The organism is Methanosalsum zhilinae DSM 4017 (assembly GCF_000217995.1).
Taxonomy (GTDB): Archaea; Halobacteriota; Methanosarcinia; order Methanosarcinales; family Methanosarcinaceae; genus Methanosalsum; species Methanosalsum zhilinae.
In genome coordinates, this window is sequence record NC_015676.1 from 1 (window position 1) to 13518 (window position 13518).

The 13518-nt window shown below is 40.9% G+C and carries 11 protein-coding genes; 5 read left to right on the forward strand and 6 right to left on the reverse strand.

The window, feature by feature from the left end; genetic code table 11:
* Positions 1–259 precede the first annotated feature (259 nt).
* Positions 260–1495: an ORC1-type DNA replication protein gene (locus tag MZHIL_RS00005; protein WP_013897321.1), complete on the forward strand. Its 1236-nt coding sequence runs from the start codon at positions 260–262 to the stop codon at positions 1493–1495.
* Between the two features lie 19 nt (positions 1496–1514).
* Here the strand turns inward: MZHIL_RS00005 and MZHIL_RS00010 are convergent, their stop codons facing one another.
* Positions 1515–2069, reverse strand: coding sequence for a S24/S26 family peptidase (locus tag MZHIL_RS00010; protein WP_013897322.1), 555 nt, complete (start codon positions 2067–2069; stop codon positions 1515–1517).
* A 150-nt stretch (positions 2070–2219) separates the two neighbouring features.
* Here MZHIL_RS00010 and MZHIL_RS00015 point away from each other — a divergent pair, with 150 nt between their 5' ends.
* The 4 genes from MZHIL_RS00015 to argS all read left to right on the forward strand — a co-directional run bounded on the left by MZHIL_RS00015 (position 2220) and on the right by argS (position 7932).
* Positions 2220–3761: a DNA-directed DNA polymerase II small subunit gene (locus MZHIL_RS00015; protein ID WP_013897323.1), complete on the forward strand. Its 1542-nt coding sequence runs from the start codon at positions 2220–2222 to the stop codon at positions 3759–3761.
* A gap of 34 nt (positions 3762–3795) precedes the next feature.
* On the forward strand, positions 3796–4743 hold the full coding sequence (gene twy1, locus MZHIL_RS00020) for a 4-demethylwyosine synthase TYW1 (RefSeq protein ID WP_245527546.1): 948 nt from the start codon (positions 3796–3798) through the stop codon (positions 4741–4743).
* 202 nt (positions 4744–4945) lie between these two features.
* Positions 4946–6205, forward strand: coding sequence for a peptide chain release factor aRF-1 (gene prf1 / locus MZHIL_RS00025; RefSeq protein ID WP_013897325.1), 1260 nt, complete (start codon positions 4946–4948; stop codon positions 6203–6205).
* Between the two features lie 23 nt (positions 6206–6228).
* Positions 6229–7932, forward strand: a complete 1704-nt coding sequence (gene argS / locus MZHIL_RS00030; protein ID WP_013897326.1) for an arginine--tRNA ligase — start codon at positions 6229–6231, stop codon at positions 7930–7932.
* 39 nt (positions 7933–7971) lie between these two features.
* Here argS and MZHIL_RS00035 read toward each other — a convergent pair whose 3' ends face one another.
* The 5 genes from MZHIL_RS00035 to mtaA form a co-directional block, all read right to left on the reverse strand.
* Positions 7972–8472 (reverse strand): Hsp20/alpha crystallin family protein, encoded by a 501-nt coding sequence (locus tag MZHIL_RS00035; protein WP_157209599.1) that lies wholly within the window; start codon positions 8470–8472, stop codon positions 7972–7974.
* Between the two features lie 221 nt (positions 8473–8693).
* Positions 8694–10019 carry a glycerate kinase type-2 family protein gene (locus tag MZHIL_RS00040; RefSeq protein ID WP_013897328.1) on the reverse strand — a complete coding sequence of 442 codons (1326 nt, stop codon included), beginning with the start codon at positions 10017–10019 and terminating at the stop codon, positions 8694–8696.
* Between the two features lie 15 nt (positions 10020–10034).
* On the reverse strand, positions 10035–11231 hold the full coding sequence (locus MZHIL_RS00045) for a glycosyltransferase family 2 protein (RefSeq protein ID WP_013897329.1): 1197 nt from the start codon (positions 11229–11231) through the stop codon (positions 10035–10037).
* 149 nt (positions 11232–11380) lie between these two features.
* Positions 11381–12439: a CobW family GTP-binding protein gene (locus MZHIL_RS00050; RefSeq protein WP_013897330.1), complete on the reverse strand. Its 1059-nt coding sequence runs from the start codon at positions 12437–12439 to the stop codon at positions 11381–11383.
* Between the two features lie 56 nt (positions 12440–12495).
* On the reverse strand, positions 12496–13506 hold the full coding sequence (mtaA, locus tag MZHIL_RS00055) for a methylcobamide:CoM methyltransferase MtaA (protein ID WP_013897331.1): 1011 nt from the start codon (positions 13504–13506) through the stop codon (positions 12496–12498).
* Positions 13507–13518: the final 12 nt, after the last annotated feature.

The window sequence follows — 13518 nt, forward strand, 5'->3', positions numbered from 1 at the left end:
TTTAAACTATTGCCAGATCATTTTTTTGTTTATTTCCAGTAGAAATACAGGGGTGTTTACCAAATCATTAATAACCTATACTTCCAATGCAATGTTTACGTCTAATTGGTGTAATTCTGACCTATCACAAGGGAATGTGACTCAAGAGCCGCATTTCATATTATATTTGTTAATCGTTGCTGCAAAAATTCAGCAGATATGATGGTCGGATTATCATTATCATTGGTGTAATAAATAGTCAGGAAGGGTTGATCAAAGAATGAATAATAAATCTCTGGATGGTTTGTTCAAAAAATTACTGGAGGGAGAATCTATCTTTAAGAATAAAGAAGTTTTAAGACCCTCCTATACACCTGATTCCCTTCTCCATCGTGATGAACAGATAAATAATCTTGCCACAATCCTGGTCTCTGCGCTCAGGGGCCATACACCTTCCAATATTTTGATATATGGCAAGACAGGGACTGGAAAAACTGCCAGTACCCGTCACGTTGGGATTGAGCTGGAAAGAATGAGTGAAAATCTGAATGTTTCATGCTCTGTACTGTACATAAACTGTGAGGTCATTGATACCCAGTACAGGCTTCTTGCCAATCTGGCAAGACATTTTGGTGAGGATATTCCTATGACCGGATGGCCTACAGACCAGGTTTTTACTAAATTCAAGGAAGCAGTTAATTCAAAGGAGCAGGTTGTTATTATTGTACTGGATGAAATTGATAAACTGGTAAAGAAGGGTGATGATGTACTCTATAATCTTTCCAGAATCAATATTGAACTTACCAGAGCTAAGGTTAGTATGATTGGTGTTTCCAATGATCTCAAATTCACAGAGTTCCTGGATCCCAGAGTAAAAAGTTCACTTGGAGAGGAGGAAATTATCTTTCCGCCTTATGATGCTGAGCAGATTAGTGACATCCTGAGGGAAAGGGCGGAGATAGCCTATAAAGGAGATGTGCTTGATTCCATGGTTATACCTCTCTGTTCAGCCTTCGCAGCCCAGGAACACGGAGATGCAAGAAGGGCTCTTGATCTGTTAAGGGTTGCCGGTGAATTGGCTGAACGTGAAAATAAACCAAAGGTCGAGGAAGATCATGTACGAAGCGCCCAGGAGAGGATCGAGATCGATAGGGTTGTTGAGGTTGTGAGAACACTGCCAACCCAGTCCAAGCTTGTTCTGTACAGTATAATCCTGCTTCGCAAGAACGGTTATCATAATGTTACAACAGGTGAGGTATACAATGTGTACAGACAACTGTGTCATAATATAGATATGGATATATTGACACAAAGGCGTGTAACTGATCTGATGTCAGAACTTGATATGCTGGGTATCCTGAACGCTGTTGTTGTAAGCAAGGGCAGATATGGCCGGACCAAGGAAATATCATTGAGTGTACCAATTGATAGCACACTTGATGTTCTGCTAGATGATTACAGGCTAAAACCCCTTTCTGGTTTTAAACCTGTGATAACATCCCAGATGAGATTATGAATTTCCTTTAATTTATTTTTCAATTGAATAGCAATCTCACATGTCCTATGTAGGGTATTCGGTATTTTGCTATTCCTATGACCCACTCCTCCCTGACGGGCTGAAGATAGCTGATTCGACCCTGCTGATCAAAATGCCTGTTGGTCACAGGATTATCGCCTTTTGTGATGTATCCATTGTGTGGAGCAGGAGGTCCTCCTTCCCACATTGGTTCACCTTCTTCTACATGGTACATTGAACGATGTATTATAGGTGTTGCATCCTCATCTCCCAGGGGCCTGTAAAGAATAACATCTCCATAATCTCCAAATGAAACATAATCTCCCTCTCCCTGGGAATGGGTGATCACATCAACACGGTCAATACTCTTGATAAAAACAATATCCCCTATATTCATATTTGGCTCCATGCTTCCGGATTCAATAACAACCATTGGTGTCCACATCCCAAATATAATCTGGGAGAGCAGGAGAAATATACCTACCAGTAATAGTACTGAAAGAATATCCCTGGTAAGAGATATCCAGAAACTGTCACTGGTTCGAAGGGTATTTAGTAAATCTTTGAAATTCATAAAATGTCTCAGATAAATGATTGAATATATATGTATATGGTAATAAAATTTTTAAACGTATTGGTGAACAAAAACTATTATTATCCGTAAGATCTGTATTACATACTGCGGTCCATATCCACATAATATACAATATATCCCTGATCCTCTATGCTGAAAAATGATGTTGTAACTGAATTTGTTGAAGCCGGATATCAGATAAGTCCTGATGCACTTGAGATGATAACTTCTCATAAAATGCCGGAAAAACTTGCCAGATATGTTCTCTCAGTGGTTGATGAATCTATTCTTGTGATTGATGCAGAACATATTGATATTGATGGCTTTGAAAAAAATGGCAGATATACAAGGTCTGTAAATGATGGTGACTTCGGGGTGTCGATAGCATCTGTGGATTCACAGACTCCTATGTCCAGGAATATGAAATTACCCTTATCTTCAGAATCATGTAAAAATCATGTTGATATTCTTTTTGATATCACTGACAGATCCACCTGTGTAGGAGAATATATGGAATTTGTCCAGTATTTCAGGGATAGGTATAGCAGATTGAGCGAGATCATAAGAAGCAGGATCAATGCAAGGCCTATAGAGAGTCTTCGAAGGAACAGTTCCGGCTTTGGCAGGAACGAGAGATATGAAGAGGTTTCTATTATTGGGATGGTATCTGATCTAAAGACAACAACAAATGGCCACAGACTGATTGAACTGGAGGACCCCACAGGTTCATTTTCAGCCCTTGTGAGGGTAAATGATAAGGAACTGTTTGAGCAGGCGTCCAGGCTCATTCTGGACGAAGTGATAGGTATTGGCGGAGTACTGACAAATGACAGCAAGCTCCTGATAGCCAATAAGATAACCTTTCCTGAACTGCCAAATTCAGTTTCGTGCAGAAACTGGACTAAGGGAAAGGCTGTCTTTATCTCGGATATTCATATTGGAAGTTCTACATTTCTTGAGGATGCCTGGGAGAGGTTTATTGATTTCCTCAATGGAAAGTCTGATAATGAGAAACTTTCTGAGATGTCAAGAGATATCAGGTATCTTCTGGTTGCAGGAGATGTAGTGGATGGTATTGGTATTTTCCCGGGCCAGGAAAATGAACTATCAATAAAAGATGTATATGAGCAGTACAGGGTGGCAGGAAAATATTTCAGCCAGATACCTGAGAACATACAGGTAGTGATAAGTCCTGGTAACCATGATGCAGTACGCCAGGCAGAACCCCAGCCAAAATTGCCTGAAAGGATTAGGTCCTTTTTCCCTGACCATATAACATTTGTTGGTAATCCTGCACTCCTGAATCTGGAAGGGGTGAAGGTGTTGATGTATCATGGCAGGTCAATTGATGATATGGTGGCTGCAGTTCCTGGAGTATCCTATCAGAATCCAACAACAGCAATGGTTGAAATGATGCGCAGGCGGCATATTTCGCCCATATACGGAAGCCGGGTTTCAATTGCACCTGAGAAGAATGACCACTTTGTAATAGAACAGGTACCTGACATAGTGCATTGTGGACATGTGCATACCGTTGGAGCTGAAAGGTATCGAAATGTGGTACTGATCAATTCAGGAACATGGCAGGCACAGACCGAATTCCAGAAAAGGGTGAATCTTATACCCAATCCTGCAAGGGTTCCTGTGGTGGATCTCTCGGACTTTAAAACAAGTATACTCAAATTCAACTGATAGATCGATTTTTATATATATCTCGGCTATCTACATGGAACAGAAAATGAATTATAAAGAACAGATATTCAATATTCCCGACTTTGAGACATTGCTGAAAAAACAGGGTTATCGTTCTGCAGGTAATCATTCAGCAGTCAAGACATGCCTCTGGCTTGGTCGAAGTGTGAAGGGAGAGGGATCCTGCTACAAATCAAAATTTTATGGTATAAATTCTCATCAGTGCATGCAGATGACCCCTACAATGATGTGCAATCAAAAATGTCTTCATTGCTGGAGACCGGTGGAAGTTGATGTCAGACCGCCTGAGAAATGGGATTCTCCAGTGGAAATAGTGGGGTCAGCAATCAAATCTCATAAGAAACTCATCTCAGGATTTGGAGATTCTGGAAAAAGGGAACTATGGATGCAGGCAAATCAGCCCAAACATGCTGCAATTTCTCTTGCAGGGGAACCCACATTGTATCCCTATCTTCCAGAACTTGTTGATGAATTTTCAAGAAATGGTATTACGACCTTTGTGGTGACCAATGGAACAAATCCTGAAATGGTTGAAAGAATCAATCCAACCCAGCTGTATATGAGCCTGGATGCACCTGATAGAGAAACATATAATTCAGTTTGTTCTCCTAGATCATCAGATTACTGGGAAAATATCAAGATGTCACTTGAGATTCTTGGAAGAAAAACTGAAAGAACTGCCGTTCGTGTAACCCTGATAAAGGGAGTGAACATGTTCGATCCTGCAGGATATGCCCGTCTTCTTGAAATGGCAGATCCTGATTTTGTTGAACTTAAGGCCTATATGCATCTTGGTTTTTCCAGAAGGCGCCTTCCAAGGGATGCAATGCCCTCACATGATGAAGTATTTTCCTTTGCACACAAGGTTGCAAATGAAATGGGATATGAGATAATAGATGATGTGGAAACAAGCAGGGTCGTACTTCTGTCAAAATCCGAACAAGAAAGTTATCTTTTCTAACAATATTTTTTGATCATAATCTATATTTACCACGACAGCTACATAACCTAGGAATTAGCATGTATAGATAGTACCATAGATAGTATCCTGGTTGACATTCTGTTAAATTTACAGAATTATTGGTCGCAGTATAGCCGATAACTGCATCTGTTATTCAAAAATTTATCATACTGAATTACTTTTATCACGGAGCATCATTAAAATGTCAGAACAATCTGCACATAAAAAATATGAATTTAAAAGAAAACTTGAACAACTGAAGAGCAAGAAGGGACGGGGTACTGAACTGGTTTCCCTTTATATTCCACCAGACAAACAGATATCAGATGTTGTATCCCAGCTTAAAGTGGAACACGGACAGGCATCAAACATCAAGTCAAAGGTTACAAGAAGCAATGTTCAGGGGGCACTTGATTCCCTGTTATCCCGACTGAAGTATCTGGAAGAGGTACCTGAGAATGGAATAATATATTTTACCGGTGCTGTGGATGTAGGAGCAAATAAGACCAGCATGGAAACAACAATAATTGAACCCCCCCAGCCAATTATTACATACAGGTATCACTGTGATTCAAGGTTCTACCTTGAACCTCTTGAGTCAATGCTTAAAGAAACCAAGACTTACGGGTTACTGGTTCTTGATAGACGTGAGGCCACAATAGGATTGCTTGTTGGAAAGCGTATAGAATCATACCGTCACCTGACCTCCACCGTTCCAGGTAAACAGAGAAAAGGAGGACAGAGTGCACAGAGATTCCAGCAGCTCAGGCTTATTGCCATACATGATTTCTACAAGAAGGTGGGAGAGGCTGCTAACGAAGTCTTTATGTCGGTAGATATGAATGATCTTGCAGGTGTACTTATAGGAGGACCATCGCCTACAAAGGAAGAATTTGATTCTGGAGAGTACCTGCATCATGAACTTGAAAAGAAAAAGGTAGGTCTTTTTGATGTTGCATATACTGATGAATCTGGATTGTCGGAATTGGTCAATGCAGCCAGTGAAAGACTCTATGACATTGATCTGATGGAAGAAAAAAGGGCTATGGAAAGGTTCTTTACAGAGCTGATATCAGAATCTGAAAAAGCAGCCTATGGAGAGGAAAATGTAAGAAAGAACCTTGAAATAGGTTCTGTTGAGGTCCTTCTCATATCTGAAGATCTAAGAGCTGAAAAAACAGTTATTGGATGCAGCTCATGTGGATATGAAAAGAAGTATACCATGCAGCTAAGGGCAGGTGAGATGACATCACAGAGTTCTGATTCAATTGGGAACTGCCCTGAATGTGGTTCACCGCTTGAGATAAAAGAAAAGGTTGATATTGTGGATGAACTATCAGATCTGGCTGATCAGATGGGTACAGAGGTGAAGTTCATATCCACGGAATTTGAAGAAGGTTCCCAGCTTATGAATGCCTTTGGAGGACTGGCTGCAATTTTAAGGTTTAGCACAGGTATCTGAAATATGGATTATCAGGTGATTTTTTGTTTTTAGAATTCAGAACAGAGGTAAAGTCAGTAATTGAAAAATCGCTGGATAAGTGTGGATTCAGGGCTGAAAACCTGGATCTTTCTCCATCCCAGCACGCCGATATTTCTTCAAGAGTTGCCTTCAGACTGGCATCTGCTGAGCGCAAGAATCCAAAAGAGATAGCAGAGAAGATCGTTGAAATGTGTGAGATTCCTGAGAATTCTTATATAGATCGAATAATATCGACAGGACCTTACATAAATATTTTTGCAAAACACAGGTACCTTGAAGACACCCTTGTCAGAATAAGGCAAGATCAAGGTCGGTTTGGTGGAGGCTTCTGTCAGGGCAGGATCATACTGGAGCACACGTCGGCAAATCCAAATGGGCCACTCCATGTGGGCCATATCAGAAATTCTGTTATAGGGGATACTCTGTACCGGATACTTAAACATGCAGGATATGATGTTGAAACACATTATTATGTAAATGATATGGGCAGGCAGATAGCAATTGTTTCATGGGCTCTGGCCAATTTTGATCTGGATGGGTCGAAGAAATCAGATCATGCTATTGCTGATGTATATATTCGTGCCAATGCTGAGCTTGAAAAGGATCCGGATAAAAAAATAGAAATCGATCGGCTTATGCAGCTTGTTGAGAGCGGTGATGTTGATACCATCAATCGCTTTGACAGAGCTGTGGATCATGCGATTGAGGGTATCAGAGAAACACTTTCAGTCATGAACATATATCATGATCAGTATGTCAGAGAATCTGACTTTGTTCGCTCCGGAGCAGTTTCAGATATTATTGAACAGCTAAAGTTACAGGGCAGAACAAAATTGAACGATGGTGCACTGGTAGTTGATCTTGAGGACCATGGTTTTGAAAAGAATCTGGTCATCCAGCGTTCAGATGGTACATCACTCTATACCACCCGTGATCTTGCATATCATGAATGGAAGGCCAGGCAGGCAGATAGGGTGATCGATGTGCTTGGAGCAGATCATAAACTGATATCCTCCCAGCTAAAGACTGTACTCAGTATCATCGGCAAACCTGAGCCCGAGATAATTATATTTGAATTTGTTTCCCTTCCGGAAGGCTCTATGAGTACCAGAAGAGGTAAATTTATCACAGCAGATGACCTGCTGGAACAGGTTGAAAGGCAGGCATTCTCAGAGGTTGACAGACGGCGTCCTGAAATGGGAGAAGGTTTCAAAAAAGAAGTTTCCAGGATGGTTGGAATGGCTGCGGTGAGATACGATATTGTCAAGGTATCTCCTGAAAAGTCTACTGTATTTGACTGGAAACAGGCCCTTGACTTTGAAAAGCAGGGCGGGCCATATATACAGTATTCACATGCACGTGCCTGCAGTATACTGAGAAAGGCAGAAGAGGAAGGTATATGGAATGCTGGAAATGCCTTTGATGGCTCTGTTCTTGTAGAGGATACAGAGATCGAACTTATCAGAAAAATGGCTGGTCTGGACCATGCAGTAGAAACTGCGTCACAGGAACTCAAACCAAATATAATTGCAATATATGCCCGGGAACTTGCTGATGCCTTTAATCAGTTCTACAGGTTTGTCCCTGTTCTCAGTTCAGAAGATGAGCAGTTGTGTAAAAGCAGACTTGCACTGGTTGATTGTTCTCGTATAGTTCTTTCAGAAATTCTGGATATTCTTGGTCTTGAAGCACCGGATTCAATGTAAAATAGAGATATCAGGCATTTTTTGCCTGATATACAGATTTTATCTGGCCATAATATCAAGTGCAATTTCAAGTACTCCATTTTTGCATGTTGATCTTGCACTGCTGGGATCTACCTTTACAGGAAGTTCCACGGTTTTTGCATATCGCATTCCATGGGCAAATGAAGCAATTTCCACACTATCATCTGAGATATAATATTCGATGTTCTCTTCATCGGTACCCATATCAGCTATCAGATATAGGGTATCTTCTGCTTCCAGTATATCGACGAATGGCTCTTTCTGGCCAACCAAAATCTGCTGATTGTTAAAAATTTTTGAAATATCAGGTACTGGCCCCTTAAATCCAAGAATCTCGGGTTTCTTTCCAGGATTCTGGATTATTGTAAAACCATATACAAGCGGTTTGTCAGGTGGCCTACTGGAGTTGTTTTCAAACATGCTGGTTATGTAGTTTATCAGCTGTTCGATATTTTCTATATGTTCTCCACCAAAATTATTTTCCTTATCATCAAAGGAGCGGCGTCTTTTATCTACCATGATCATCATTTCCTTCTGTAAGGATGATTCCGATCATTTTCTCTACGAATTTCAGAATCCCCGTTTGTTTTATTATATACGAACTAATTGTATATAAATCCCGCGTTACCGTTTAAGCTGTGCCTGATCCCTTATTGATTATGCTTTCCCACCTCACTACTATTATTTTTCTTTCATAATTTAAACATCTTTTGTTGGAGGCAGATAGAAACTTTTCAGGATCATTTTATTAATAATAGATATATGTCCATAACATTGGTACCTGTAGGGCCTGTTATCAACAGATTCCCGGTCTGTTTGAAATAATGATACGAATTGTTCTCAGCCAGATACTTTCCTGCATTAAGTCCTAATTTTTCCCCCTTCCCAATTGTCTGACCATCTGCAAAGGCACCGGCAGCATCTGTTGGTCCATCGGTTCCGTCAGTACCTGCACACAGCATCATAACGTTATTCATTCCTGCACATTCCATTGAAAAGGACAGGGCAAATTCCTGGCACCTTCCACCTTTACCATTCCCGGATACAGTTACAGTAGTTTCACCTCCGGCTATTATGCATGCAGGTAATGTTACGGGTCTGCTATGTTGTTCTTCCCTTGCGATTGCTGCAAAGACCCTGGCTACCTCTCTGGCTTCACCGGTAATAGTGGATGTAAGAACAATTGAATTATATCCAAGGTCAACTGCTACATCCACAGCACGGGATATTGCCAGTCTGTTGTTTGCAATGATATAATTATGGCATCTTTTAAATATAGCATCTTCTGGCTTTGGTGTTTCCCTGATAAGGCCGTCAGCACCTTCTTCAATAAACTTTTGTACAGCTAGAGGCAGCTGAATATTGTATCGTTCGATTATTTCCTTGCACTGGCTGAAAGTGGAAGTATCAGGAGCTGTGGGACCTGATGCAATAACATCCAGAGTATCTCCCACCACATCAGAGAGTATGAGGCTGATTGATTGTGCAGGATAACTCATTCTTGCAAGTCCACCACCTTTGATTGCTGAGAGATGCTTTCTGATAGCATTGAGCTCGCCAATAGTGGCTCCTGCCCTCAAAATAGTTTCTGTTGTGATCATCATGTCTTCAAGTGATATTCTTTCGTGAGGTAATGTAAGCAGTGCTGAACCACCACCTGATATCAGGTATATAACCAGATCCTTTTCACCGACTTTATCCAGCATGCTTCTCACTTTTCTGGCTGCAGATAATCCGTTCTGGTCAGGTACAGGATGTCCAGCCTCAAAAACAGGTATAAAATTTAAATTTGAGCCATAACCGTATTTGGTTATTGCAATCCCTTCAGAAATTCTATCTCCAAGTATTTTTTCTATAGCCTCTGCCATAGATACAGCAGCTTTTCCAAAAGCAATCACATAGATATTATTGAAGGAATCCAGATCATATCTTTTGCCTTCAATGCTAAGGATTTCTCCAGTCCTTTCAATGGCCCTAGTCACAGACCTACCCGGTTCAACAGATTTGATAGCTTCTGTAATTATCTGAGTGGCATCACTTTTAAGTGCCTCTGAATCACTATCCATAGCAAATCCTCCTGATCAGTCAGATGGAAGGATCTCTGTCATAACATCTCTAAATATTCTTGCGTTTTTCTTTATCTCACTCTCAGCTTCTGTAAGATTCATATCCTTACATTCTTCATAGAATGCAATAAATCTGGTAAGCCATAAAACCCTCAATGCGTCAATGATGACCGTGTTTTTCTCATCGCAATATCTGTTGAACATATGCCACACACAGCGAGCCCAATTATCGGCATCCAGAGGTTTGTTCTCTCTGATGGTGGCGCAGATATGATTCATTAATTCAGAGGGAAATGTTCCTTTGTAGATATCAGAGTATTCACCAAACCTGAGATTGACGGTTTCTTTCATTTTCTCTATATCCATTGTGATAGGTACCGGTGAAGGTCCGAAATACTCTGATGTTTCAATAAGGTCTCCACCTCTGTACCTGAAATTTCGGTCTGAATAATAGATTGCCAGATCAAACATCTCCCTTACGACCTGCCTGAACATTGGTATGATTGAAGATTCAGGTTCAACATATTTTGAGGTGGACTCATGAAGTTTAAGGCCAAGCATAGCTTCCCTGATCCTGTGATTTTCAGCAGCTGCAACACTTGTAATAAAAATATCTATTCCAAAGTCCGGAGGGAATAGCGGGTGCTGCCTGAGGGATTCAGCAAGTCTTTTTGAAATGCAGAACTCACCACCAATAGGCTGTCTAACATCAATTCCGTAATAGGCCATTGTGAATGGATACCCCAGGTTATTTGTAATCACACCATCGAATTTATCCCTTACATAGAATGGGACAACAAGACCCGTCCGTCCGTACAGTACAGGTCTTACCAGTTCCTGTATCCATTCACTTTTAATGGAAAGAAGGTCCCCATCTACAAATGCTACAGCCTTTGCATCCAGATGATGGGCAATCTCTATAACGGTACGCATACCATTTCCTTTACCCGGATCTCCCATCTGCTCTACTACCATCTTCTGTACCGGAGAGATATCAAACATCTCAGCCAGTTCTGCTGTTCTGTCAGTTGAGAAACCGTCCGAGACCACAACAAGTGTTCTGTATGGAGAGAGGTACTGCATCACCCCCTCACGAACAACGTTCATTACATGAAGTATTGTTGGTTCAACATTTTTGGTCTGTATTCCGATTACCACATCGACTTTTCCCACATTTTCCAGCTTATCTGAAATCCCCGCATTAAGTTCCATGCAGTTGTATTTGTTCTGAGATCATTTATAATTAATTATATAATATTTTTTTTCTGAAATATTAATAAATGTAAAACTCAATGACACAAAATTGATCCGGTGTTATTTTCAACAGTAATGCAGATATGAGCAATGGAGGACCTGGGATATCATTTGGCTGACAGGTCTGAAAGGGAGATAAAATCCTTTGTCTTGCAGATACTATCCAGTTTTTTGAGCTGGATATTTTCGGATTCAAACACGTTTTCTACTGTCCTTTCCACAGTATATGTAAGCTCATCAGGCTCCACTCCGGTTACAGCAGTCAGTAATTTCAGACCAGCCCCGTTATTTTCAGACTTTTCAAAGATATCAGATGCCGGTAAATCCTCAAAGGAAGTAAGACTTGTCTTTACCATATTTCCTGGAATATCAATAATAGCCTTCATATGGCCGATAAATAGAGGACTCTTGTTCATTACTTCTTCCTTGAGTTTGAGGAGAAGCTTTTCAGAAACAGATCTGGCTGTATCCAGATCAATCTCAGGCAGGAGCTCGAATTCTGCAGAGTATGTGGATATTTCTGACATCTCTATCGAATCCAGTCTGGATGCATTTTTCTGGGTATGACTGTCCCGGAAAATATTGCTGAACAGTTTCTGGAACCTTTCATCACTGATTCTGGCTGAGAATTGCATTATCTGTGCATCTTCATTGATCTCACGGAGTCTGTTGATAACTTCAGGTATTCTCTCAGGTGGGGCGATATCTATTTTGTTTATACCAATGATTTCTGCTTCTTCTATCTGTGTGACAATGAACTTAGGGATCTGCTTGAATTCAGTACTGAACCTTTTCCCATCTACAAGACAGATGATGGGTGCAAAGGTGATACCGGGAATGCCTATTGTTGCAAGATCGTCCCTTATCTGGGCAGGGAAAGCAATTCCCGTAGGTTCTATCAGCACAATATCGGGATCAAATTCTTCTTTAAGGGCCCTTAACGTATTTTCCACATCAATCCTGAGAGAGCAGCAGATACATCCGCTTGTAAGTTCACTTGTTCTGATTCCGGAACTGGATATGGTATCTCCGTCAATTCCGATTTCACCTATTTCGTTTACAATTATGGCTACTTTCTGATCATTTGTGCTTAACTGTCTTCCTAGATTGAGTATAGCTGTAGTCTTTCCACTTCCAAGAAATCCACCAATTATTGCTACTTTCACAAAATCACCTATTAATTATATATCGGTATTTTCTAATTATCAAATGGTACAGAAGCTTAATTCATACAATATTCATCCCTTGCCCTGACCAATGCCTTCAGATTTTTAATCGGGCTTCTGGGTGCTATTCCGCAGGAAGGGGCCAGTATATCCACATCTTTTTCCAGGCATTGCCTGGACTCCTTTATTACATTTTCAGGGGATGTGCTTAGGAGTGTCCTGTATGCAGATACATTTCCTGCTATTATTGCCCTGCCTGATATGATTTCACTGGCCTGTGACAGATCAATTGATTCCTCCAGGCTGATCCCATCAAACCCACACTCTGAGATAGCATCCAGAATAGGGAGAGCAGTTCCGCACATATGAATGATCTTTCTTCCCTTTATTCTATCTGCAAGCCTTTTATGCAGTGGCTGAACCAGTGATTCATACATGCCAGGATCCAGCAGATCAGGCCCGGCAATACCGTCTGCAACTGAAATGATATCTGCTCCACAGTCCAGTAATGCATCTGCATACTCTATGCATACATCAGTTGCAATCTGCATAATACTGTCAATATTTTCAGGGTTTAGTACAGACCATGTAAGAAAATTATACATACCAGTAAGATGGGCTGTGAGTGTGGCAGGCCCCTCCATTCCGGCAATAAGGGGTACATTGCCATCTGTTCTTTCTTCGAGAATACGGGTAGCTTCCAGTACTGAAGGAACTCTTTTTGCATTAAGGAGACCATCCGGATATATGACCTCATTTTTTTTATCAGAAAGAGGATGTGTTATCACAGAGGGCTGTACATCAATTCTTCCCATGTTCACATCACATCCCATTGCCTCTGCAAGAACTGTCAGACAGTATGGGTAGCGTACTGCCTCAAAACCTGCTATTGTATGCCCGGCCAGGGCAAGTGATGCCATCAATTCAGGATTTATGTGGGATTCTGGCCAGAAAGAGTCTGTCATCTGCATCTGATATACAGTGGCTGTCTGGGTCACTGAAACCACAGGGACAATATCTGGCTTTCCAGAATTCAGGACAGTGAATAACCTCTGTTTTAAATCCATGATCAATTCTGA

Bases quoted from the DNA above. Each gene is read 5' to 3' on its own strand.
- MZHIL_RS00005 (WP_013897321.1), top strand. From the start codon at position 260: ATGAATAATAAATCTCTGGATGGTTTGTTCAAAAAATTACTGGAGGGA.
- MZHIL_RS00010 (WP_013897322.1), bottom strand. From the start codon at position 2,069: ATGAATTTCAAAGATTTACTAAATACCCTTCGAACCAGTGACAGTTTC.
- MZHIL_RS00015 (WP_013897323.1), top strand. From the start codon at position 2,220: ATGCTGAAAAATGATGTTGTAACTGAATTTGTTGAAGCCGGATATCAG.
- twy1 (WP_245527546.1), top strand. From the start codon at position 3,796: ATGGAACAGAAAATGAATTATAAAGAACAGATATTCAATATTCCCGAC.
- prf1 (WP_013897325.1), top strand. From the start codon at position 4,946: ATGTCAGAACAATCTGCACATAAAAAATATGAATTTAAAAGAAAACTT.
- MZHIL_RS00035 (WP_157209599.1), bottom strand. From the start codon at position 8,472: ATGGTAGATAAAAGACGCCGCTCCTTTGATGATAAGGAAAATAATTTT.
- MZHIL_RS00040 (WP_013897328.1), bottom strand. From the start codon at position 10,019: ATGGATAGTGATTCAGAGGCACTTAAAAGTGATGCCACTCAGATAATT.
- MZHIL_RS00045 (WP_013897329.1), bottom strand. From the start codon at position 11,231: ATGGAACTTAATGCGGGGATTTCAGATAAGCTGGAAAATGTGGGAAAA.
- mtaA (WP_013897331.1), bottom strand. From the start codon at position 13,506: ATGGATTTAAAACAGAGGTTATTCACTGTCCTGAATTCTGGAAAGCCA.